This window comes from Granulibacter bethesdensis (assembly GCF_001889525.1).
Classification (GTDB): Bacteria; Pseudomonadota; Alphaproteobacteria; order Acetobacterales; family Acetobacteraceae; genus Granulibacter; species Granulibacter bethesdensis_C.
Window position 1 is genome coordinate 249383 of sequence record NZ_CP018192.1, and the last position, 23747, is coordinate 273129.

The following is a 23747-nucleotide window of genomic DNA, read 5'->3' on the forward strand; positions in this document are numbered from 1 at the left end:
GTGTGCGGGGGCGGAAGGACCAATGGCGTGATTGATGAGCCGGAATACGATGGAACAGAGAGGCTGGAAGGCATGCTGCCATGTTGAGGGTATTCCCGGCGGCCCATGGGGCAGAAGACCAGACGGGACATATTGCCCCTGACTGTTTGGCGCAGGCTGGCTGGATTGATCTGCATAATCCGACGGAAGAGGAAATCCGTCTGGTGTCTCAGGAAACCGGGCAGTCTATTCCTTCACGTCAGGCGCTGGAGGAGATTGAAAATTCCAGCCGTCTGCGCCTGCATGAGGAAACCCTGTATCTCAGCATGCCGCTGGTCAGCCGGTCGAGTGAGGAACCGGTCGTAGGACCGTTGGGTATGGTGGTGAACAGGGAGCGCCTGATCACGATCCGGTTTCAGGAAGCGCAGGTGTTTGATCGACTGCATGAAGTGCTCGCGGCCAGACAGGCGGGCGGCAGTTCCGGTTTCCGGTTGATGGTTGCCCTGATCGAGGCGCTGGTTGATCGACTGGCCGATGTGCTGGAAATGACGGCGACCGATATTGATCGTGTCTCCGGCACAATTTTCAGGGAAAGCCGTCAGACGTCCCGCAGGCCGGCCCGTGCGGATCGTATGTTGCAGGCATCCCTGCGCCGGATCGGCCAACTGGGCGACAGGCTGGGCAAGATTCGCGACACTCTGCTTGGGGTAGGGCGGATCGTGCCCTATGTGATCACGAACGCGCAGGACTGGTTGTCGGATGCGCTCACGGCACGGTTGGAGTCGCTGAAGGCCGATATCGCGTCTCTGAACGACTATGAGAATCATCTGAACATGAAGCTCAATTTCCTGCTCGACGCGACACTCGGGTTTATTAGTATCGAGCAGAGCGTGATCGTGAAGGTGCTTACCATTGTGTCGGTCGCTGGTATCCCTCCGGTGCTGATTGCCGGTATTTATGGGATGAATTTCAAGCTGATGCCGGAGCTGGACTGGCATTACGGCTATCCGATGAGTCTCGGGCTGATGGTGCTGAGTATCCTGCTGACGATAGGGTGGTTCCGGATACGGGGATGGTTCTGAAGCGGTTTTTCGCGGCATTATGGGCTTTGCCTGATGGCGACCATCGGCTACTCAGTCGCGCCCCGTCTTTTTCGGGGATTGCCTGAAAAGATGTGCCGCTTCCGCCTGGCCGGTGGAGGTGGACGCCGCGAGGATTGATCCGATGCACGCCTATCGCAGCCATGATTGTGGCGCCCTGCGCGCCGCCGATACCGGAACGGAAGCCCGTCTGTCCGGCTGGATTCACAGCAAGCGCGATCATGGTGGCCTGTTGTTCATTGATCTGCGTGATCATTACGGCTTGACGCAGTGCGTGTTCGCCTCCGGCACTGATGTATTCGCGACGGTTGAAAAGTTGCGTCCCGAAAGCGTCATCACCGTGACCGGGCAGGTTGTTGCACGTGAAACAGGGACGGTGAACCCGAAACTGCCGACCGGTGAAATCGAACTCCGGGTAACTGCGCTGGATGTTCAGTCCTCGGCCGAGGTGCTGCCTCTGCAGGTGGCGGGCACTGAATCCTATCCCGATGAACTGCGGCTGAAATACCGCTATATCGACCTGCGGCGGGAGCGCGTGCATCGGAACATGATGCTGCGTGCCCAGGTCATCGCCAGCCTGCGTCGTCGTATGATTGAGCAGGGCTTTACCGAATTTCAGACCCCGATCCTGACGGCATCCTCCCCTGAAGGTGCGCGCGACTTTCTGGTGCCGGCCCGTCTGCATCCGGGCAAGTTCTACGCGTTGCCGCAGGCGCCGCAACAATTCAAGCAGCTGGCGATGGTAGCGGGCTTTGATCGCTATTTTCAGATCGCCCCCTGTTTCCGTGATGAGGCCAGCCGCGCTGACCGCTCCCCCGGTGAATTCTATCAGCTCGATTTCGAGATGAGCTTCGCCACGCAGGAAGACGTGTTTGCTGCACTGGAACCGGTGATGGCGCAGGTGTTCGAGGAGTTCTCCAACGGTCGTACGGTGACCAGGCCGCCTTTCCCGCGGATTCCCTATGAAACCGCGATGCTGGAATATGGCTCCGACAAGCCCGATCTGCGCAATCCGCTGCGGATCACCGATGTGACGGCTCAGTTTGACGGTTCTGGGTTCGGGCTGTTTGCCAAGATCGCGGCTTCGGGCGGGATCGTCCGTGCCATTCCGGCACCGGGCGCCGCTGGAAACCCACGCAGCTTCTTCGACAAGCTGAATGATTGGGCGCGTGCGGAAGGGGCCGGTGGCCTCGGCTACATCATTTTCGATGCGGAGGGTCCGAAAGGCCCCATCGCCCGCAATCTGGAGCCGGAGCGTGCGGAAGCCATCCGTCAGGCTTGCGGATTGCAGGCGGGAGATGCGGTGTTCTTTGCCGCAGGACAAAAGCTGGAAGCTGCCAAATTCGCAGGTGCCGTCCGGACTCGGTTGGGGCAGGAGTTGAACCTGATCGCACAGAACGAGTTCCGCTTCTGCTGGATCATCGATTTCCCGATGTATGAGTTGAACGAGGAAACCGGTCAGATCGATTTCAGCCATAACCCGTTCAGCATGCCGCAGGGTGGGCTGGATGCGCTCAACAATCAGGATCCGCTGACGATCAAGGCGTATCAGTACGACATCGTGTGCAACGGGATTGAGCTTTCATCGGGGGCTATTCGTAACCATCGTCCTGATTTGATGATCCGTGCGTTTGAGATCGCGGGTTATCCGGCCAGCGAGGTGGAGGCACGGTTCGGCGGCATGCTGAATGCATTCCGCTACGGCGCCCCCCCGCACGGTGGTGCCGCACCGGGCATTGACCGCATGGTGATGCTGCTGGCGGATGAGCCGAATATCCGCGAGGTGATCCTGTTCCCCCTCAATCAGCAGGGCGAGGATCTGATGATGGGTGCCCCGGCCGAGGTAGAGCATGCCCGGTTGAAAGAATTGTCCCTGCGGATCGAAAAACCACCTGTGGTTAAAAAGGGGTAATATCGGCCTTCGCCCCTGCCTGAGCAGCATTTTCCGCGCTGGCGGGGGTTGGCGAGCATGGTGGGAGGCTCTTATCCTTCCCGCATGGCACGTATCCGCGATTTTCTCGTTCCGTCTCGTATCCATGTAGGTCAAGGGACCGGGTCTATCCGGGAAGCGCCCTCAATCACGCGCTTTTCTCTGGCGCTGGCAGGGTTGATGCTGGGTGGGGTCAGCAGCGCCTCACTCTCCGTCCTCCCTGCCTTGGCAGCCGGCGGAGAGCACGCAGCAGAAAAACCTGCTTCTCATGATATCGTGCCGGCGGCCCAGTCCGCCTCCTCCATGACGCCAACAGCCCACCCGGATCAGGCACAGATTCTTAAGATTGCCTCCGGCATGGCGGCGCATCGCATCCATTACGATCTGACACTGGATGGCACCCCGACCGGGGATGTCATTGGTGCTCGCGGCGGTATGGATTACGAGGTCATTGATGCCTGTGATGGCTGGGCTACACGGCAGCGTCTGGAGATGACGATTTCCAATCGGGATGGTCAGGATATCCAGATGGTTTCGGATTACACTACTTGGGAATCCAAAGACGGCACCCGCATGCGTTTTCACATGAGGCAGACGACGGATACCGCCGTGTCACAGGAAACGGCGGGTGAAGCCTCTATGGATGGTTTCGGCCAGAGTGGGACGATCCGTTATGATCTGCCGCGTCCGATGACCAAGCCGATTCAGGCCGGTACGTTCTTCCCGATGATGCATACGGCGGCACTGTTGGCTGCGGCGGAGAACGGGATCAAATTTTCGGCCCTCCCCCTGTTTGATGGAACATCGCCAGATGGAGTGCAGGATACATTTGTCGTAGCGCTCGACTGGAAAAAATCGGTTCCAGTCAAGATTGACCTGCTCAAGGACATGCCGAGCGCCAAAGTGCTGGTGTCGTTCTTCGACACCGACAAGGCGAGGATAGAGCCTGCTTATCAGGCCGGCATGCGATACTGGCTGAATGGCGTGGCGGATGACCTCACCATGAATTTCGGTGATTTCAAGCTGAAAGGCGGCATTGCATCCTTCAAGTCACTCCCGCATAAATGCTGATTGTCCATCGCTTATGGCAGGGATGAGGTAGTGACGATCAGCTTCTGCTTGTGAAAGAACTGCATGATCCCGACCGGAATCCAGTTCCGGGTTTGCCCCATGACGTAATTGCCTGCTGGCAGATAGCCATTATGGACGATCATGCCATCCGGCTGCTGATAAAAAATCATTGCGTCAGCGTGGGCTGTGCCGGACGCCCATGTTGCTGCTTTCGCCGCAGTGACCTGATCAGTGAGTGCATGATCATGCTGGAGCGCTGGCAAGCGAACAGGCAGCGCAATCAGAAGTGCCACGGCGAATGGCAATGCTGACACGACCCGTAAATATCGTGTGTCGATCAAGGGCCAGCGGGCTGAGGCAAATCCGAGGGCCATAACCGCCAGCAGAATATAGCTCTCGCGGATCGTAACATGCCGGGCGCAGCAGACATAATCAAATTGATAATAGGCTGCGAGGATGGAGATATAAGCCGCTGAAAGAAGAGCAATAGCAAACCCTGTCAGAAGTCCCGCTCGAATCCGGACTCCATTGCGGCGCATGCTGCTCCAGCACCAGCGTGCTCCCAGAAAAAACAGCAGATGAATCCAGCCAAGCGGCATTTGGTTCTGTGTTGAAAAGCCAAGCTCATCCATCAGCACGCCTGTAGCCGCCTGTGCGCTGGGAAGAGCATGGTGAATATAGTGCCCTGTCTGGATAGGAAGTTCGGGGGTTCCAACCCTCCCCAGCAACAGCAGAAACAAAATCAGTCCCGATCCCAGCAGAGGCAGACTCCAGCGAAAAAATGCAGGCAACAGCGGCTGCTCGGAAAAGGCGAACGGAGCGTTCATGATGGTAAAGAGGAAGACGAAAAACGCGCCGGTTTCACTACTCCATGCGGCAATGATCAGCAGAACGATGGATCGGGTGGAGGTAATGGGTGTGTTGCTGGCGATCTCCCAGAACAGCAAGGTGATGGCTGCCAGGGTCGTGACATAAGCAACGGCTGATTGAGGCCAGAAAAAAACCTCGGTCGGATCGGTATCGAGCAGATAGAAGGCGGGCAGCGCCAGACACAGACAAAGTTGGAGCAGCTTTTTGTTGCTGCGGTGTCTCAGGATGGACAGCCCGCTGATGATCAGAACCGCCCATAAACTTCCGATGATCGCGGTGATCAGGGGGCGATGCAAAGCAGTTGATGCAAGATAATACAGCCAGAGAATGAACTCGGAGACCGGCCTTGGACTCCAGTGGAAAAAACGGGTCAGAATAAACGGCAGACCTGTATCGCGATTATGAGCAAATGTAATGAACTCATCAGCCTGCCATCGGCTGAGTGGGATCAGACGGGCATAAGTGGCAATGGAGGCAGTCAAAAAAAGCGATATCACCGCTGCAATTGACAGTTCCAGAAAATCAGTAAGAGATTTCTTGGTGATGTGTGCCTTCATCGCTCTATTATAAGGTGAATTTTTTTCTTAATTCCAGCTCTTCATTCAAGATCAAGGAAAATATCCTTATAAAATGTCATAATCTTATAAGGATACCGCTGATATTCTATGGAGAGAAAATTTTTTATTATCTTTCTGAAACTGTTACAGCTTCCAGCCCAAACCCGATCTGACTGTCAAAAAGCCAGGATTTGCGTTCAGTGGGTGAGATCGGGCGTGCAATCCGGAAGGTCAGGCGGCGCAGGCCAGTGATGGGTGGCAAGTTTGCCTGATAGGTTTTGATCTGCATATCGGTCAGATCCCATTCCGCGACAGACGCACCGTTTTGTAAAACGGTGACATGCTGGGTGCCTCCACTGACGGGGGCAAAGCCCTGAGCCTGAACAACCAGATGCAGGGCGCCATCACCGATGGCGGGAAGAAGAAGATCGGCTTGCGGGCCGACGCTCCATGTTCCCCATCCGGCCGGTTCAAGCCAGCCCTGGACCAGCAGAGTGGATAGCGTATGCCCGGCGCTGGCAGGCAGGCGCTCTCCACTTGTGGCATGAGGCAACTGGATGGCAGGCAGCCCCTCCATCCGTGCTGTATCGGCAGTGCAGATGCCGAGTGCACCCAGGGCCCTGCATTGTTCCGCAGCATGATCGACCAGAAAAGCCGCAGCCTGATGATGGGGCAGGAACAGCTTGACCTCGCCCGGTGCCAGCGTACTTCCCCCGGCAGCGTCCAATGAACATCCGGCGGCAGTGTTAGTGCGGGCCGTATACATCGTGTTCACGGCAATGGGGGTTTGCGCGGCAATCCACAGAACCTGCATCAGATCATGGATGTCGTTGTTCCAGCAGCGGGCAGGCATATAGATATTGAGCCTGCTCTGCCCGGCCAGAATGCTGCGCAGCTTCGTACTGTCAAACGGTGAGGCCACTTGCTGATGCATCTCAGCACGCACACCTGCTCGCAACTGGGTGGTATCCAGAAACTGAAGTCCAGCCGCTAGTACGATCAGAGCCATGCCGAACATATGCCGATAGGTGCCTTTCCATGCTGCAATGGCTGCGATGCTGACTGGCAGCAAGGTGTAGCTCACCGGCCAGAACAGGCGTCCGCTGGCCCTGATCTGTTGAAGGGCCGCGGGTGGATGGGGCAGCAATATGGCGATCCGATGATGCCCGACATACCATTCATGGGATAGGGCGAGGATAGTCAGGGCAAGGCAAGCCGCGATCAGGCCACCATGCCGGCGCCACCCACCCCGTACAAGGTGCCGCAGGCAGGATGGAGCGAGCCGGGTAAGGACTGTGAAAAACAGCAGGAGCAACAGACCTGCGCCCAGATACTGAAAGCCTTCATATTGACCGCCTGTTCCATCAATTGTGGCCATCTCATGGTTGGGAAACAGGGCAGAGCCTGCGGGGTAGAAAGGTGCCAGCCAGTTCATGGAGTATAATCCGTATCCTCCATCTGATTTCGCACCCCAGAGACTGGCCCCATAGCCTGTCACAACCACGAGCCCACTTGTCAGCAGGACAACTGCGGCGCATTGGCGCCAGCCTTTGTCTCCACGCAGCTTGAGTGTGACGGGAACCGCCAGAAACAGGCTTGCCACCATGACCATCAGATAAGGATGGATCAGCAGGCTCAGCACGGTCAGCACACTGCCTGCCACCAGGAGCGACAGGCGCGGTCCGGTACAGAGTCTGAAATACAGTCCGACCATCAGCAGGATCAGAAAGTGCCCGCACAGGGCGGCATGTCCGATGCGGAAGATGAAGGTCGGCATGGAAACAGCCATCACCGCGATGGCAAGCGCAGGCAGCAGCCGTTTCTCCCCCAGACCGCGCAGGGCATATATGGCGGCAACCGGTTGCAGCATCCAGCACAGCGTCAGCCAGATGGTGACTGTCTCAAATCCTTTCGGCAGCCATGGTTGAAACAATTTGGCCAGTAAAATGGTCAGAGGAATACTGTCGGTCAGGCTGACAGCCGTATCAGCCATTCTGTGAGAGACCAGAGGAGGCCAGTTCCAGGATTCAGCCAGAAAATACCACTGGCCGACAATATGCTGGGCTACATCGGCCGATGTCGGTGCGGCAGACTGATAGTGTCCCAGAAAAGCGGAGAGCGGGAACAGGGTGCTGGTCAGCAGGATGCCGATCAGAAGCCCCCATAGATAACTGAGACGACCTCTGGCAGCCGGCTCGGATGAAAAAGGTATCAGGATCGTCTCCCTGGAACTGGCGGGGGTAATATCATTCCGCGTCCGTGCTGAATAACACGCTCTCCGAATTTATCACGCAGCTGATCCAGCGCTTTCCGGGCGGCGGCTCGTCTGGTGCTGGTCTGGTCCATTAAATCACCGGGATCGGCCAGGGAAGCACTGACCAGCGGTGCAGCCCCCAGCCCGATCAGGCGAAAACGGGTGCCATCGGTTTCTTTTTCCAGCAGGTTGCGTCCTGATTCGAACAGTGTTTCCGGCAGGCAGGTCGGCCTATGCAGGCGACGACTGCGGGTGCGCTGGGTGAAACCGGCGGTTTTCAGCTTCAGCACGATGCCGGACGCAGCCAGATCCTGCGCCCGCAGGCGGCGTGCCAGTTTTTCAGCCATGCGCCAGAGATGCCGTTCCAATGTCTCCCGGTCGCTGATATCGGCTTCAAAGGTGGTTTCGGCACTGATGGATTTTGTATCGTGCTCAGGGGAGATACGACGGGAATCTTCTCCGCGTGCCCTCCGTACCAAGGCTGGCCCGTCATCGCCGAGGCGTCGTCGTGCTTCCCGGTCATCCAGTGCCTGCAACTGCCCCAGCAGCACGATGCCCTGCGCCGCCAGACGACTGGCCTGCGCGGCTCCGATGCCGGGTAACAGGCGTACCGGCTCCGATGCCAGAACCTGCGCGGCTTCTGCCCCAATGACGCTGAAGCCGCGTGGCTTGTCCCGACCGGCAGCGATCTTGGCCATCAACCGGTTGTCGGCCAGTCCGATGGAGACTGTCACGCCCAGAGCTGCTTCCACCTGTTGGGCGAGCCGTGCGAGCACACGGGCCGGAGACATGCCGTGAAGCGCCTCTGTGCCTGACAGGTCGAGTGCAGCTTCATCAATGGACAAAGGCTGCACCAGCGGGGTCAGGGCCAGCATCATTTCCCGGATACGATACGCGGCGGCACGATATTTCGGAAAGTCAGGTGGCAGAACAACGGCGTCCGGGCAGGCTTTCAGGGCCTGAAACATCGGCATGGCGCTGCGCACCCCCTGCATCCGGGCGATATAGCAGGCGGCTGCAACGACACCTCGTTTGCCTCCGCCGACCAGAACGGGCTTCGCTGCCAGTTCCGGGCGGTCATGTTTCTCGACACTGGCATAAAAAGCATCGCAATCGACATGCGCGACTGTCAGTTGATGAAGTTGCGGATGACGGACAATCCGGCGGGAGCCGCAGGCGCAGCGCGGCCCTTCCGGCGCAGCCAGACAGTCCCGGCACAACGAGCTCTCTGTTGCCGTCATCCCGGCCGAGGCTCTGGCGCAGGCCATAACCATGCCGCACCGCGTACGCCGGAACTGTCGCCGTGGCGGTTTTTCAGCACTGGCGTATCGCAACCGTCATTGAACACGTGGCGGGTCATCAGGCCGGGGAGAGCGCTGTAGAGGTGGTCCATGGCCGATAATCCCCCGCCCAGCACGATAGCATCGGGGTCCAGCACATTGACAATCGCCGCCAGCCCACGTGCCAGCCGATCCGCATGTTTGTCCAGTGCCTGTTGCGCAGCGAAATCGCCCGCCCGCGCACGTTCGGGCAGGGCGTGAGCATCATGGGAGCCGGGACCATCGCAGGAAGCGGCCAGAGCCGGTCCGCTGAGATAGGTTTCCAGACAACCATGTTGCCCGCACCAGCAGGCGGGCATGGGCAGATCCTCTGCATCGGGCCATGGCAGCGGATTATGCCCCCATTCTCCGGCAATACGATGGCGCCCGGTCAGGGCACGGCCATTGACCACGATGCCACCACCGCAACCCGTGCCCAGAATCACGCCGAACACGACGCTCATTCCCGCTGCCGCCCCATCTGAGGCCTCGCTGAGTGCAAAACAGTTGGCATCATTTTCCACCCTGATCGGACGATGCAGAAGCTCTGCCAGATCACGATCCAGAGCATGACCGATCAGATAGGTAGAGTTGGCGTTCTTCACCAGTCCGGTCCGGGCGTCGATCGTGCCGGGAATGCCCATGCCGACACTGCCATGCCCACCCAGCGCCTGTTCCGCCGCCTCGACCATGGAGGCAATCTGGCGCAGTGAAGGGTCATAAAATGAGGGGGTCACAGCGCGACGGCGGTATAGAATATCGCCATCCCGTCCCAGAGCGACGATCTCCGTCTTGGTGCCGCCGAGATCAATCCCGATGCGGAAATCGGGGCTGATGCGGAAATCAGGAATGCCATGCGCCATGATCACGTGATGCCGCAGCTATCGGCCATGCTCAAGCGGCAATCCTGTTTGTTCTCACGGCCTCTATAGCCGAGCGGGCTTGTCCTGTTTCGCAGAAGAGCGGAGAATTGCTCCATGGCCGAAACTGTTCTGGATGTCAGGGGCCTCAGTTGCCCTCTGCCCGTGCTCCGTGCCAACCGTGCCCTGCGCGGCATGGCGGCGGGCGAACGTCTGCGCGTGCAGGCGACCGACCGCGCCTCCGTGGCGGATTTCCATGCTTTCTGTCGAGAGACCGGCCATGCTCTGGTAGCCTGGAGCGAGGAAGGCGGTGTGTTCAGTTTTGTGATCAGACGCCGTGGCGATCCTTCTCCTCCCGGATCGTCCACGGATCAGGCCGAAGGTCAGAACATCGTTTCTGGCTGATCAGAGACGCATGCGGCGGGGGCTGAAGGCCCTATCCAAAACCCCGTACAGCCGCTACGAGACTGGCCCTTCGGCGTAAGCGGCAGGATAGAGGCAGGAATTGGCATGAGCGACGCGAAAAGCGGACCGTCATCTGTGTCTTCCGCTCCCATCGAGTCCTTGTCTTTCGAGGATGCGCTGGCCGAGCTGGAGCAGATTGTGCGTGCTCTTGAAGGGGGCCAGCAGAAACTGGAACACGCTATTGCCGCGTATGAGCGGGGCAATGCACTGCGTCGCCACTGCGAGACGAAGCTTGCTGATGTCGAAGCGCGGGTGGCGGCGATTGTGGAATCAGCGGATGGCGTCACCGGCACCCGTCCGCTGAACGATTGAGAGTTCGACTGGAAACGGCCGGAAACGGATTATGATGACCATCATCCATACGGGAATGAAGCGGATATGACCGTGGCGACGCATGAGCTTGTCCATACGCTGCCGGCCTCGGCTTTAAAGGAGGCTCTGACCCGTCGCGCCCATGAGGTCGAGGCGGCGCTGGATCGCCTGCTGCCTGTTCCCCCCGGCCCGGAGTCGCGGGTGGTGGAGGCGATGCGCTACGCGGTTCTGAATGGTGGCAAGCGTCTGCGCGCGTTTCTGGTGCTGGAAAGTGCTGCCCTGTTCGATGGTGTAGCCGCTGACTCCGGTGTGCGTGCCGCGGCCTCGGTCGAAATGCTGCATGCGTATTCTCTGGTGCATGACGATCTTCCGGCGATGGATGATGACGATCTGCGCCGAGGCAAACCTTCCGCCCATCGTGCCTTTGATGAGGCAACCGCTATTCTGGCCGGTGATGCCCTTCAGACCAGCGCGTTCGAATTGCTGGCGGATGCGGCCACGCATCCTGATCCGGCTGCACGCTGTGCGCTGGTGTTGGCTCTGGCCCGGGCTGTGGGTGCGGATGGTATGGTCGGTGGCCAGATGATCGATATGGCATCGGAAGGACGGGCACTGACGACGGAGCAGGTGGGGCGTCTGCACGCCCTGAAAACGGGGCGGCTGATTCAGTACAGTGCCGAGGCAGGGGGTATTCTCGGCGCGGCTACGCCGGCCCAGCAGGAAGCTTTGGCCTCTTACGGGCGTGATCTTGGGGCTGCTTTCCAGATTGTAGACGATATTCTGGATACCGAAGGCACGGCGGAAGAACTCGGTAAGACCGCCGGTAAGGATGAAGCCGCCGGCAAGGCGACGTTTGTTGCCGTGCTTGGCATCGATGGTGCAAAGCACGAGGCGCAGGCTCTGGCCGACCGTGCGAAGGCGGCTTTGTCCGTGTTCGGTGGACGGGCGGCGATGCTGACCGCTCTGGTCGATTATGTTCTGGCGCGCCGTAGCTGAAGCGCTTTTTGATGAGGCGCCGTTCCGGCCTGCCGGAATGGACGCGTCGGTGTGAGTGAGACTGACTTTATGACTGAAACAACCCCTGTCCGTTGCCATGAGACTCCGACGCTGGACCGAGTTCGTTACCCGTCTGATTTACGGAACATGTCATCGGATCAGCTGCGCGCGGTTGCGGATGAGCTTCGTGCGGAGACGGTAGACGCTGTCTCGGTGACGGGCGGGCATCTTGGCGCGGCGCTTGGTGTGATTGAGCTGACGGTTGCGATCCATGCGGTGTTTGATACTCCGTCTGACCGTCTGATCTGGGATGTTGGTCATCAGGCTTATCCTCACAAGATCCTGACGGGCCGTCGCGATCGCATCCGGACCTTGCGGATGGGAGGCGGCCTGTCCGGCTTCACGAAGCGTTCGGAGAGCGAATACGATCCGTTTGGCGCGGGCCACAGCTCGACCTCGATCTCGGCTGGTCTTGGCATGGCGGTGGCGCGGGATCTGCGTCGCGCGGCGGGCGAGGTTGGGGCGGGACCTGAGCATGTGATCGCGGTGATCGGCGACGGGGCGATGAGCGCCGGGATGGTGTATGAGGCGATGAACAACGCCGGCAGCCTGAAGTCGCGCCTGGTGGTGATCCTGAACGACAATGACATGTCGATCGCGCCTCCTGTGGGGGCGATGTCGGCGTATCTGTCTCGTCTGTTGTCCTCGCGGAGCTTCCTGAACCTGCGCGATCTGGCGGGGAAGATGGCGCGCCATTTCCCGCGTGGGATCGAGCGGACGGCGCGCCGTGCGGAGGAATATGCGCGCGGCATCCTGACGGGCGGCACGCTGTTCGAGGAGCTGGGCTTCTATTACGTGGGCCCGATTGACGGTCATAATCTGGACCATCTTCTGCCGGTTCTGCGCAATGTGCGGGATGCGGAGGAGACGGGTCCGATCCTGGTGCATGCGATCACGCGGAAGGGTCATGGCTATGCGCCGGCGGAGGCGTCTGCGGACAAATATCATGCGGTGAGCCGGTTCAACGTTGTGACGGGCGAGCAGATCAAGCCCGCGCCTGTTCCTGGGGCAAAGCCCGCGGCGCCGACCTACACGAAAGTCTTTGCGGAGGCGCTGATTGCGGCGGCGGAGGATAATCCCCGCGTTGTTGCGATCAATGCGGCGATGCCGTCCGGCACGGGTCTGGACGCGTTTGAGAAGCGGTTCCCGGATCGTTGCTTTGATGTGGGGATCGCGGAGCAGCATGCGGTGACATTTGCGGCTGGTCTGGCGGTGGAGGGGATGGTTCCGTTCTGCGCACTGTATTCGACCTTTCTTCAGCGCGGTTATGACCAGCTGGTGCATGACGTTGCGATCCAGCACCTTCCGGTGCGCTTTGCGATTGACCGTGCTGGGCTGGTGGGGGCCGATGGGGCGACGCATGCCGGCAGTTTCGACATGGCGTATCTGGGCTGTCTGCCCGGGATGATGATTATGTCTCCGTCTGATGAGGCGGAGCTTGTGCATGCTGTGGCGACGGTTGCGGCCTATGATGCGGGGCCGAGTGCGGTGCGTTATCCGCGTGGCGAAGGCGTAGGCGTTGCGCTGCCGCGTGATGAGAAAGGTCGCCTGCGCGGGGATATCCTGCCGATCGGTCGAGGCCGCCTCGTGCGGGAGGGTCGGAGCGGGATCGCGATCCTGAGCATTGGCACCCGGTTGCAGGATGCTCTGCTGGCTGCGGATGATCTTGGCGCGCATGGGCTGACGGTGACGGTGGCGGATGGCCGCTTCGTGAAGCCGCTGGACACGGCGCTGGTGGAGCGTCTGGCGCGGGAGAACGATGTTCTGGTGATTGTTGAGGAAGGCTCGATCGGCGGCTATGCCAGCCACGTTATGCAGCATCTGGCGCAGGCTGGCCTGCTGGATGCGCGCGATGGCCATGCGCTGAAACTCCGTTCCATGATCCTGCCCGATCGCTATATCGACCATGATACCCAGCCAAACCAGATCAGACAGGCTGGACTTGACCATCATGCAATTCGAGATACCGTCCTGAAACTGGTTGATGTCGGTGTCACGGCGGCGCAGCCCGCCTGATGGCGAAGAAGCGTGCCGACCAGCTTCTGGTAGAGCGCGGTCTGACGGAAAGCCGGTCCAGGGCGCAGGCCGTGATCATGGCCGGGCTGGTTTTCTCTCAGGAGCGTCGGATCGCCAAGGCTGGCGATATGCTGCCGGAAGAGGCGCCGCTGGAACTGCGTGGGCAGGATCATCCCTGGGTCTCACGCGGGGGGCTGAAACTGGCACATGGTCTTGAGCATTTCGGCCTGTCACCGCAGGGACGTATTTGTCTTGATGTCGGGGCTTCTACAGGTGGTTTTACCGATGTGTTGCTGACCCATGGCGCGCTCAAAGTCCATGCTGTGGATGTGGGCCATGGTCAGTTGGCCTGGAAATTGCGGTCTGATGACCGTGTTGTCGTGCTCGAAAAAACCAACGCCCGTCATCTGACCCCTGAGACTCTCGGCGGCGACCGGATCGAAGTGGTTGTGTGCGATGCCAGCTTCATCGGTCTGCGGACGGTTCTGCCAGCTGCGCTGGAGATGGTCGTTTCAGGTGGATGGGCTGTTGCTCTGATAAAGCCCCAGTTTGAAGCTGGAAGAGAGGCGATCGGTGCCAAGGGAGTGGTGCGCGATCCTGCCGTGCATGAGGCCGTCTGCGGCATGATCCAGGAGTGGTGGCAGGCTTTGCCCGGTTGGCGCGTGCTTGGGATCGAGCCAAGTCCGATCACCGGCCCGGAAGGCAATCGTGAATTTCTGATTGCGGCAGTCAAGGAATAAAAAAGCCGGGATGCTGCTGCACCCCGGCTTTTTTTGGTGATCCAGCCCCGATTTCAGCTTTGCCGCCGTGCTGGAGAACCGGACCAAACCGTTCCGGCCGGGATGGATTCTCCCTTCATGACCAGAGAAAGCGGCCCGATCCGGGCATCCTCATTCACCGTGCTGCCATACAGCGCGATGGACATGGTACCGAGCGAGGTGCGCGCACCCAGCCGGACCAGACCGATTTTCATGACCCGGTCCTCGAACAGATGGGTCTGCGGCCCGCAATTCGTATCCAGTGCGGCATCATCACCGATTTCCACCATATCGAATTCGGTCAGGTCTGTGGTGTCGGCGCAGATACGGCGTCCGACCTTCGCGCCCAGTAGTTTCCACGACCATGGCAGGAAAGGCGTGCCGCGGAATGGATCGAGTAGGAATGGTACGGCCAGCCCTTCATAGGTGGCGGTAATCGCCTCGCTGAGCCACACGAACGGCGTCCACATCGGCACTTCCGCCGATTTATAGCGCCCGATCAGCACCCATTTCATCAGGGCAACACTCACCAGGGATGGGATACCCATCACGGTGAAGTAGATAAACGGCACCGCCGCGTAGGAGGCCAGCAATCCGTAATGGTCATAGGTCCAGTCGAAACAGCTTATCGCATGACCCAGCATGGCGATGAACAGCGTAGGCGGCAGCAGCACCCGAATACCTTCGATTAACAGGCGCATGCCGATGCGGATCGGGCCGGGACGGAAGGTCAGGGTCTCGGCATGGCAGGTGAAGCTCTGCCGTGTAGGAAGAATAAAGGAGGGACTACCGAGGCAGGTCTGACCGTCCTTGAGGGGTGCCTTGTCGGTTGCGGGGGGCACGGACAGACACCCTACCAGACATTCATCGGGGATGGAGGTGCCATCCGGCAGCAGGGCGGAGTTACCGACAAAGCTACGACGGCCGATGACGGTCTTGCGCAGGTATAGCCTGCCATGGCGGATATCGGCGTCCCCCAGCATCACGCCGTCGGCGATGAAAGCTTCCGGCCCGATTTCCAGCAAATCATGCGTGACGGAGGTCGCGGTGGAAATCTCGGTATATTCGCCGATTTTGGCACCCAGTGCCCGCATCCAAGGTACGACATACAGTGTGGCGTAAATAGCGTGAACAGCCCCCAGTGCCAGCTCCATCAGATGATCGACGAACCATTTGCGCAGGAAGAAAGCCGAGCGCACATCATACACGCCTTCCTTGACCCGCCCGAGCAGCAGCCAGCGGAGGATCACGATCTCGGCCAGCATGAAGCTGATATACATGACCGACAGCAGCGGGATCAGGGCATAGAGCGGCACCGCGCCGATGCTCCAGCGGCCATCATGGAGCTGATCATAGATCACCATGCCGGGCAGCAATGGCACGAAGGCGATGACAGGGAATATGGCCATCACCAGTGACAGGGCGGTATCGAACACCACGCGGCGCAAGGGTGTAACGCGTTCCGGCTGTGTTTCCGGTGCGGCTTTCGCAGTGAAGCTGGCGGGGGAGCCGTTCCAGATCTCGCCGGCCGGGATCGTGTGGTCTGCGGACAGGGCAGACAGATTGCCCAATTCGGCCCGGTCTTCCATCACCGCATCGCGTTCGACCACGGCGCGGGAGCCGACATAGCAATCCGCGCCGATCCGGATGTGGCCGATATGAAGCATACCGCCTTCGATCGACACATTGTTGAGGAACACCTCGTTGCCGATGCTGGTATCGGCGCCGATTTCTATCAGATCGGCGGCCCCGAATCCGACCGAGCCGAGATGCGCATCCTTGCCGACTTTCATCCCGAGCAGACGGCAATAAATACTGTAGGCAGGCGTGTCGGCCATGAAAGCCGCCGGCACGACCTGAAGCATCCGCGATACGAACCACCAGCGGAAATAATAACTTCCCCATAGCGGATAGCTGCCGGGTTTATAGCGCCCGATCACCAGCCATTTCGCGGCAATGGCGATGGCGGTGATGACCAGCGGAGTCAGCACGAAGGTCAATAATGTGCCTAAAATCGCCTGACGGACAGTCCAGTCGAATTCCATCAGGGCTGAGAAGACCAGGTACGGCACGATGTCCCGAATGGCCTGAAGTCCGAAAATCGGGATCAGGGCTACGGACTGGGCTGCCCCGCACAGGCGATGACGCCATGGCGGCACGGTCTGGAAAGGAGGCAGTGCGGCTTCTGTATCCCCGGTTGCCGTGTCGGCAAATTTGGCTGCCAGCCGGTCCAGTGTGCGGCACTCGTACAGATCCTGAATGGAAACAGAGCGGAACCGCTCATCCTGTCGCAGCCGTGAGACCAGCCCGGCTGCCGAAAGTGAATGGCCACCGAGATCCTGAAAGAAATCGTCGATGGCGCTGACCTGAATATGTGGAAACACGGCTTGCGCCGCCTCCACCAGTGCTGCCTCAGCCGGGTTGCGCGGTGCTACGATATCACGTTTTTCAGGTGCAATGGTCTCAATGACGGCGGGGAGCGCCTTGCGATTGATCTTGCCGCTGGGCAGACGGGGAATCTCGTCCAGCGCCAGAAATACGGTCGGCAGCATGTAGGCGGGCAATCTGGCCGCGAGTGCCGCGCGGATCGTACCGGCATCGGGTGTTGCGCCCTCGGCATAGGAAATGAACGCGACCAGATGCTGTGTGCCGGCGCTGTCCTCACGCAGCACGACCGCCGCTGCCCGCACCGCGTCCAGCTTGCCGAGTTCGGCCTCTATTTCCCCGGTTTCGATGCGGTAGCCACGGAATTTGATCTGATCGTCAATACGGCCATGAAAAACGATGCGGCCTTCGGTATCAAAGCTTGCCTTGTCGCCGGTGCGATACAGGACAGGGTCGGGAATATTGGAGGCATCCGCAGCGGCGAGAGGATTGCGGATAAATTTTTCGGCGGTCAGCTCCGGGCGACCAATATAGCCGAGGGACACACCCGGGCCACCGATCAGCAACTCTCCGCCCTCACCGGCCGGAACAGGAGCCAGCGTCGTTTCGTCCAGAATATAAGTGGTATAGCCCGGCAGCGGATAGCCGATGGTGATCGGATCGCCCGGCTCCAGCTCTGCCGCGGTAGCGGTGACAGTGGTTTCAGTAGGGCCATAGGTGTTGAGCAGACGACGCCCCGGCTTCCACCAGCGATCCACCAGTGCGGCAGGACAGGCCTCACCACCCATATTGATCAGACGCAGGGAGGGAACATCGCGGTCCAGCATGGCCAGCAGGGTCGGCACACAGTGCAGGACCGTTACGTTCTCCTCGGTCAGCACATCCGGCAGTGCGTCGGAGGCGCGGACCAGCTCCGGCGGGGCGACGATCAGTGTCGCGCCGGCGAGATAGGAGATGAACACTTCCTCCAGCGACATGTCGAAAGCGGGGGAGAAACCCTGATAGACGATATCATCCTCGCGGATGTTCAGAACCGCGTTTTCGGACTGCAAGAGATGGCGAATATTGCTCTGGCAGACGGCAATGCCTTTCGGTTTGCCGGTCGAGCCGGATGTGTAGATGGCGTAAGCCGGATCGTTTGAAGAAGGCGGTTGAAACGCATCGGCACCCGGCGCGACGGCGGGTGCGGTTTCATCCAGCGTATCGGTCGTTATCGCAGGAACGCTCAGCCCATCGGCCAGTGCCAGATGGGCGGCATCGACCAGCACTGCGGCGGCCTGGCAGTCCTCGACGCTGATATCGACGCGTTCACGCGGAGCTTCGGGGTCAAAAGGCAGATAGGCCGCACCGGTTTTCAGAACCGCGAGAATAGCGGCATGCAGGGCAATGGAGCGTGTGATCCAGATGCCGACAAAACGACCCGGCCCGATGCCGCGTGCCGCCAGAACGGCCGCCCAGCGGCTGCTGAGTGCGTCAAGCTCTGCATAGCTGATGGTTTGCCCGCGAAAGCGGATGGCGATTTTTTCAGGCAAACGAGCGGCGGTAACACGGAAAACATCTGCCAGAGAGCCATGGTCTGGTGTGACCGGAGCAGGGATATCACGCATCTCGTTCAAACGGACTCTCCATCGCACGGGACAGGCAGCAGACTTTGTCATTCCACCGCGCAAATTCCGCGTGTTCAATAATAAGCCTGCCTGGCGTCATGGCCGGTGGCGGGCTGGGTTATAGTAAATGGTAAGCGATAACCTGTCACACCAAGCAAGGTCATTTCACGGTATCTAGTGACAGGAAGCAATGTTGTTCTGAAGCAATAATATTGAATCTGTATTAAGATTGCGGTCGCTTATCAGGATATTGCTTGTCCCTGCTGTGCCAGTTCAAAGTGGGGTCAGATCACCGCAGGCCGTTCTGTGCCCGATCACGCAGCAGATGATCAGCCAGCACACAGGCGACCATTGCTTCGCCAACCGGCACTGCGCGGATGCCGACGCAGGGATCGTGGCGGCCTTTGGTGATGACCTCGACCGGCTGTCCATCCCTCCCGACCGACCGGCGGGGGATCAGAATGGAGCTGGTCGGTTTAACCGCGAACCGCGCGACGACCGGCTGTCCGCTGGAAATGCCGCCCAGAATGCCGCCTGCATGGTTGGAGCCGAAAATGTGGGTTCCTCCGGCTTCATTGGGGGCAGCAAAGATTTCATCGGCGTTTTCTTCCCCTGTCAGGGTGGCTGCGTCGAACCCATCTCCAATCTCCACGCCTTTGACGGCATTGATACTCATCAGGGCTGCGGCCAGATCGCTGTCCAGCTTCCCGTAAAGCGGCGCGCCGAGGCCGGCCGGCACCCCTTCGGCAATGACTTCCACCACCGCTCCGACCGAAGAGCCGCGTTTGCGGATCTCATCCAGATAGACTGCCCATTGCTCAGCGGCGACCGGATCGGGACAAAAAAACGGATTGGCCTCAATCTGGGACCAGTCCCAGCGTGAGCGGTCGATCCCGTGGGGCCCTATTCTGACCAGAGCCGCCCGAATAGTGATTCCTGCACCAAGGATTTTACGGGCTACTTCGCCGGCGGCGACCCGGCAGGCGGTTTCACGGGCCGAACTGCGACCACCACCGCGATAGTCCCGGATGCCGTATTTCAGATCATAGGTCAGGTCGGCATGGCCGGGGCGGTATCGCTGGGCGATGTCTCCGTAATCTTTCGATCGTTGATCAGTGTTCTGGATTTCCAGTGCGATCGGGGTGCCGGTTGTAACGCCCTCGAATGTGCCGGAAAGAATGCGTACCTGATCGGCTTCCCGGCGCTGGGTCGTGAAGCGTGACTGGCCGGGCCGGCGGCGGTCCAGTGCGGGCTGGATATCGGCTTCAGTCAGTGGAATGCCGGGGGGGCAGCCATCTACGACACAGCCAATGGCGGGGCCGTGGCTTTCCCCCCAGGTGGTGACGCGGAACAGATGGCCGAAACTGTTATGGGACATGAGGCTGACCGTGAGGCTTTCAGTCTGAAACCACCGCAATGTCGGGGGCGAGAGGATTTTTCATGCCGACAATGTGATAACCGCAATCGACATGGTGGTTTTCGCCGGTCACGCCGCTGCTGAGATCAGACACCAGATACAGACCGGCATTGCCGACTTCAGCCAGAGTAACATTACGGGCCATCGGCGCGTTCAGTTCGTTCCAGCGCAGGATATAGCGGAAATCGCCGATTCCACTGGCGGCCAGCGTTTTGATCGGCCCGGCGGACAGGCTGTTCACCCGGATGCCATTCCCACCCAGATCGGCGGCCATGTACCGCACGCTGGCTTCCAGTGCTGCCTTGGCCACGCCCATCACGTTATAATGCGGCATCCAGCGTTCCGCTCCCAGATAGCTCAGCGTCAGCATGGAGCCCCCATCGCTCATCAACTCTGCTGCACGACGACAGACAGCGGTGAAGCTGTAGCATGAGATGTCCAGCGCCTGCAGAAACGCATCGCGCGGAATGTCCAGGTACCGGCCGCGCAGAAAATTCTTGTCCGCCCAGCCAATAGCATGGACCAGGAAATCCAGTTTGCCGCCGAAATGATCGGAAACCTGGGCAAAAGCCTGATCCATCGAGGCATCATCACCGACATCGCAGGGAACAATCAGGGAGCTGCCAACACTTTCCGCCAGTGGAATGACCCGCTTGGCCAAAGCATCCCCCTGATAGGTGAAGGCGAGTTGCGCCCCCTGTGCGGCACAGGCTTGCGCGATGGCCCAGGCAATGGAACGGTCATTGGCGACACCCATGATAAGACCGCGTTTCCCCTGCATCAAAGTTCCAGTCCGGGGTCCGCTCTGTGTCATGGTGTCAGGTTCCTCATCATGGGGCGGTCAGTTCTGGCAAAAGATGCCATGGTTAGTAAAAAAACAGGCGGATCTTGATACCGTCTGGCATAGGGGCAGGGCGGTTGGACTTGACGAAACTGCGGGGCAGGGCGGAAGGACAGTGTGGTACGACCCTGCGCCGGATGGTGGTGGCACAGGGCCGCTGCTTTCGGCAAGGCATGGGCGGGGAGGAAAGATCTCATGAGCATGGATAGTGACGCAAAATCCCCATTTCAGGCACCTGAGTTGGCTTTTGACGATCCTTTTGCTGCTTTTTCCCTGTGGATGGAGGATGCCAGAGGGGCCGAGCCGAATGATCCCAATGCCATGACCCTGGCGACGGCGTCGTCATCTGGTGTTCCTTCCGCCCGTATCGTACTTCTACGGAGTGTTGATGCGGCGGAGCATCCAGAGCGCGGCTTCGTGTTTTTTACCAATACGGAAAGCCGGAAAGGAGTGGAGATTGCCGCCAATCCGCAGGTCGCCCTGCTGTTTCACTGGAAATCTCTGGGGCGGCAGATCCGTATCGAGGGCAAGGCCATGCCGGTTGCAGTGGAGGAAGCAGAGTCCTATTTCCATACGCGCCCCCGCATCTCACGTCTGGGTGCACGCGCATCGGATCAGTCCCGCCCCCTTCCTGACCGTAAGACACTGCAAAAGCGCGTGGAGGAGGAAGAGGCGCGCTATCGGGGAGACGATATTCCCCGTCCGGCCTATTGGTCCGGCTATCGTGTCACTCCGGCAGTGATAGAGTTCTGGCAACAGATGCCGTTCCGGTTGCATGACCGGCTGGTGTTCAAGCGTCAGGGGAAAAGCTGGGAGCAGGAGAGGCTTTATCCCTGAGCGTTTCTTGAACCGTCAGAGTTAATATAAATGCTTTAATGATACTCTTGGGCATGATAATCTCAAGACATCTGCGCATTTTTCAAAGAATGTGTTTTTAATACGAGTAATATTAATTAAATTTACGTTTGAAGGGATTTTTTGGATGATTACTGGCACCTTATACGATGGAGAAGGTATCCGGCTTGAAGGGGATGGTCCGGATCTGTCACCCACTTGGGTTGATGATATGCCGTTCAAGATACTGCTGCAGAATTCTGATGAGCAGAACCCGGAAATGCTTAAGGAAGACCGCTACTGGTATTTGGCAAAAGAGGGGGATGCCCCTGTCGTGGTTCCAAAACACTATGTGGAAATGTTGGCCGGTCATCTGAAATCCGGAAAAAAGCTTGCCGTGATCTCTGACGATCCAGAATCAGTATCCGGTATCTGCAATATGATTCTGCTGATTTGCCGCAGCCCGGGGGGGACTGCCTGAGCCTGGGGCAGGTCGGAAGGATAGTAAGATGATCGGCCATGTCGATTCTGTGACCCGAAGAAAGGTCAAAGGCTGGGCGTTTAATCCGGATGATCCCCATGTGCCGCCAAAATTACGGTGTCTCTGCAATGGAGAGTTCATTTCCATTATTGTTGCCAACAGTTATCGCCCTGATCTTGAGCAGGCCGGTATCGGGACTGGCTATCATGGGTTTGAGCTGGAATGGGACATCGCCCTTGATCCGGTCAAAAGACATGTCATCAGCCTGATTGATGAAGCCAGCGGGCAGGAGCTTAAAAACTCGCCCCATATGCTGGAGGCTGAAAACTGTTTCGACGAGGAATTCAAAAACGGTCTGTCCAGTCTTCTCCGCAGTATTGAAAGTAGGGAGGGACAGGAACAGGCCGCCGGTTTTCTGCTGGATCAGGCAGAGCAGCTTGCCCAGCGTATGGTTGAAACAGATTCTCTTTGCCGGGAAGATGATTTTCTGGATCGCTTACCTGCGGAGAAAATTCATCCTTTCACCGGATGCCGTGTGCTTGTTCTCGATGAAGTAGTTCCGGCAAAAAATCGTGATGCCGGCTCCAACGCGATCGTATCGCATATTGAATCTCTCCAGCGTCTTGGGATGGAAGTCAGTTTTGCAGCAGTACAGTATGATGCTGCACCTGATTTCCTGACGGGTATAGGGGTTCACTTCTATGCACCGCCGCTTTTTCGCAGTATTGAGGATGTGCTGCGCAGAAATGTCGGGCAGTTCGATGCGGTTTATATCCATCGCACTTCAATGGCGATACGATATATTCCGCTGATACGGTACTGGAATCCGCATGCCGTTATTGCCTATCTGGTCGCTGATCTTCACGCTGTGCGCATGATGCGCCAGGCCGAGATGACACAGGATGCGCCGCTGTGGCAGGATGCTTTTCGTACACAGAAAGCCGAGTTAGCGGCAGCCTGGCAGGTTGACACCGTTATCACGCATTCTTCTTACGAACGCGATCTTCTTCGCACTCAAATGCCTGCAGCCAATGTGCATGTCATTCCGTGGGCGGTTGATGCAGAACCGGTATCCGCCACATTTTACCAGCGCCAGGGCATTGCTTTCATTGGCAACTACAAGCATGCGCCCAATCGTGATGCTGCAGAGTATCTTATCAATGAGGTGATGCCACAAATATGGGCGATCGATCCAACCATTGATTGTCGGATATACGGTACGGGCCTTCCCAAACATCTGGTTGGTGTACGCCATGGGCGGGTTCATTTTATCGGACCGGTCCCTGATCTTCGGGATGTTTTTATGACTGCGCGGCTGACAGTCGCGCCTCTACGCTATGGGGCTGGCCTTAAAGGAAAGGTTCTCGACAGTTTTGCCGCTGGCATTCCCTGCGTCTGCACTCCGATTGCTGCGGAAGGTATGGACCTGCCATTGTCCATGAATGCCCTGTTAGGTGGGGATACGCAAAGCCTCGTCAAGGCGATACTCAATCTGCATAATGATCTGGAACTATACAATAAAATTTCAGAGCGCTGCCTTTCTTATATTCAGAAAAACTGTTCGCGTGAGCGAATCGACGCTTTGATAAAAGCTGCTTTTGTGTCTGCTGGTTTGCAAGGGAATGATCTGTAAGC

19 protein-coding genes are annotated in these 23747 nt (G+C 58.7%); 11 read left to right on the forward strand and 8 right to left on the reverse strand.

Annotation, left to right across the window (positions count from 1 at the left end):
* Positions 1–80: 80 nt before the first annotated feature.
* The 3 genes from GbCGDNIH6_RS01090 (at position 81) to GbCGDNIH6_RS01100 (ending at position 4080) form a co-directional block, all read left to right on the forward strand.
* On the forward strand, positions 81–1061 hold the full coding sequence (locus GbCGDNIH6_RS01090; protein ID WP_072562550.1) for a magnesium transporter CorA family protein: 981 nt from the start codon (positions 81–83) through the stop codon (positions 1059–1061).
* 142 nt (positions 1062–1203) lie between these two features.
* Positions 1204–2991 (forward strand): aspartate--tRNA ligase, encoded by a 1788-nt coding sequence (aspS, locus tag GbCGDNIH6_RS01095; RefSeq protein ID WP_072564219.1) that lies wholly within the window; start codon positions 1204–1206, stop codon positions 2989–2991.
* Between the two features lie 57 nt (positions 2992–3048).
* The gene (locus tag GbCGDNIH6_RS01100) at positions 3049–4080 is read left to right on the forward strand and encodes a cell envelope integrity EipB family protein (RefSeq protein ID WP_081369899.1); all 1032 of its coding nucleotides are present in this window, start codon (positions 3049–3051) and stop codon (positions 4078–4080) included.
* A gap of 11 nt (positions 4081–4091) precedes the next feature.
* Here GbCGDNIH6_RS01100 and GbCGDNIH6_RS01105 read toward each other — a convergent pair whose 3' ends face one another.
* From GbCGDNIH6_RS01105 to GbCGDNIH6_RS01120, 4 genes are all read right to left on the reverse strand, one after another.
* A complete protein-coding gene (locus GbCGDNIH6_RS01105) occupies positions 4092–5432 on the reverse strand; it encodes a hypothetical protein (protein ID WP_157692285.1) in 1341 nt (446 codons plus the stop codon).
* 202 nt (positions 5433–5634) lie between these two features.
* Positions 5635–7791 (reverse strand): DUF6311 domain-containing protein, encoded by a 2157-nt coding sequence (locus GbCGDNIH6_RS01110; protein WP_475690078.1) that lies wholly within the window; start codon positions 7789–7791, stop codon positions 5635–5637.
* Positions 7719–9002 carry a DNA polymerase IV gene (locus GbCGDNIH6_RS01115; protein ID WP_072564221.1) on the reverse strand — a complete coding sequence of 428 codons (1284 nt, stop codon included), beginning with the start codon at positions 9000–9002 and terminating at the stop codon, positions 7719–7721. The genes GbCGDNIH6_RS01110 and GbCGDNIH6_RS01115 overlap by 73 nt, the downstream gene beginning before the upstream one ends.
* Complete coding sequence (locus GbCGDNIH6_RS01120) at positions 8999–9943, reverse strand: ROK family protein (RefSeq protein ID WP_072562553.1); 945 nt, start codon at positions 9941–9943, stop codon at positions 8999–9001. The genes GbCGDNIH6_RS01115 and GbCGDNIH6_RS01120 overlap by 4 nt, the downstream gene beginning before the upstream one ends.
* A gap of 114 nt (positions 9944–10057) precedes the next feature.
* Here GbCGDNIH6_RS01120 and GbCGDNIH6_RS01125 point away from each other — a divergent pair, with 114 nt between their 5' ends.
* The 5 genes from GbCGDNIH6_RS01125 to GbCGDNIH6_RS01145 all read left to right on the forward strand — a co-directional run bounded on the left by GbCGDNIH6_RS01125 (position 10058) and on the right by GbCGDNIH6_RS01145 (position 14529).
* Positions 10058–10345, forward strand: coding sequence for a sulfurtransferase TusA family protein (locus tag GbCGDNIH6_RS01125; protein WP_072562554.1), 288 nt, complete (start codon positions 10058–10060; stop codon positions 10343–10345).
* 105 nt (positions 10346–10450) lie between these two features.
* Positions 10451–10717, forward strand: a complete 267-nt coding sequence (locus GbCGDNIH6_RS01130; RefSeq protein WP_072562555.1) for an exodeoxyribonuclease VII small subunit — start codon at positions 10451–10453, stop codon at positions 10715–10717.
* Positions 10718–10783: 66 nt separating this feature from the next.
* Positions 10784–11713 (forward strand): polyprenyl synthetase family protein, encoded by a 930-nt coding sequence (locus GbCGDNIH6_RS01135; RefSeq protein WP_072562556.1) that lies wholly within the window; start codon positions 10784–10786, stop codon positions 11711–11713.
* Between the two features lie 69 nt (positions 11714–11782).
* Positions 11783–13789 carry a 1-deoxy-D-xylulose-5-phosphate synthase gene (dxs, locus tag GbCGDNIH6_RS01140; RefSeq protein WP_072562557.1) on the forward strand — a complete coding sequence of 669 codons (2007 nt, stop codon included), beginning with the start codon at positions 11783–11785 and terminating at the stop codon, positions 13787–13789.
* Positions 13789–14529: a TlyA family RNA methyltransferase gene (locus GbCGDNIH6_RS01145; protein WP_072562558.1), complete on the forward strand. Its 741-nt coding sequence runs from the start codon at positions 13789–13791 to the stop codon at positions 14527–14529. The genes dxs and GbCGDNIH6_RS01145 overlap by 1 nt, the downstream gene beginning before the upstream one ends.
* Positions 14530–14582: 53 nt before the next feature.
* On the opposite strand, the gene GbCGDNIH6_RS01150 is transcribed toward GbCGDNIH6_RS01145, so the two are convergent.
* The 3 genes from GbCGDNIH6_RS01150 to fabI all read right to left on the reverse strand — a co-directional run bounded on the left by GbCGDNIH6_RS01150 (position 14583) and on the right by fabI (position 20770).
* Entirely contained in the window at positions 14583–18539 is a 3957-nt protein-coding gene (locus GbCGDNIH6_RS01150; RefSeq protein ID WP_072562559.1) for a Pls/PosA family non-ribosomal peptide synthetase, read from the reverse strand.
* A 289-nt stretch (positions 18540–18828) separates the two neighbouring features.
* A complete protein-coding gene (aroC, locus tag GbCGDNIH6_RS01155) occupies positions 18829–19917 on the reverse strand; it encodes a chorismate synthase (protein ID WP_072562560.1) in 1089 nt (362 codons plus the stop codon).
* 19 nt (positions 19918–19936) lie between these two features.
* A complete protein-coding gene (gene fabI / locus GbCGDNIH6_RS01160) occupies positions 19937–20770 on the reverse strand; it encodes an enoyl-ACP reductase FabI (RefSeq protein WP_072562561.1) in 834 nt (277 codons plus the stop codon).
* A gap of 222 nt (positions 20771–20992) precedes the next feature.
* Between fabI and pdxH the strand changes: the two genes are divergently transcribed.
* Both pdxH and GbCGDNIH6_RS01170 read left to right on the forward strand, forming a co-directional pair.
* The gene (pdxH, locus tag GbCGDNIH6_RS01165) at positions 20993–21634 is read left to right on the forward strand and encodes a pyridoxamine 5'-phosphate oxidase (RefSeq protein WP_072562562.1); all 642 of its coding nucleotides are present in this window, start codon (positions 20993–20995) and stop codon (positions 21632–21634) included.
* Positions 21635–21779: 145 nt separating this feature from the next.
* On the forward strand, positions 21780–22112 hold the full coding sequence (locus GbCGDNIH6_RS01170; protein ID WP_072562563.1) for a hypothetical protein: 333 nt from the start codon (positions 21780–21782) through the stop codon (positions 22110–22112).
* A gap of 112 nt (positions 22113–22224) precedes the next feature.
* On the opposite strand, the gene GbCGDNIH6_RS12295 is transcribed toward GbCGDNIH6_RS01170, so the two are convergent.
* On the reverse strand, positions 22225–22368 hold the full coding sequence (locus GbCGDNIH6_RS12295) for a hypothetical protein (protein WP_157691953.1): 144 nt from the start codon (positions 22366–22368) through the stop codon (positions 22225–22227).
* Positions 22369–22422: 54 nt separating this feature from the next.
* Here GbCGDNIH6_RS12295 and GbCGDNIH6_RS01175 point away from each other — a divergent pair, with 54 nt between their 5' ends.
* The gene (locus GbCGDNIH6_RS01175) at positions 22423–23745 is read left to right on the forward strand and encodes a glycosyltransferase (protein WP_157692286.1); all 1323 of its coding nucleotides are present in this window, start codon (positions 22423–22425) and stop codon (positions 23743–23745) included.
* The last annotated feature ends 2 nt before the right edge of the window (positions 23746–23747 follow it).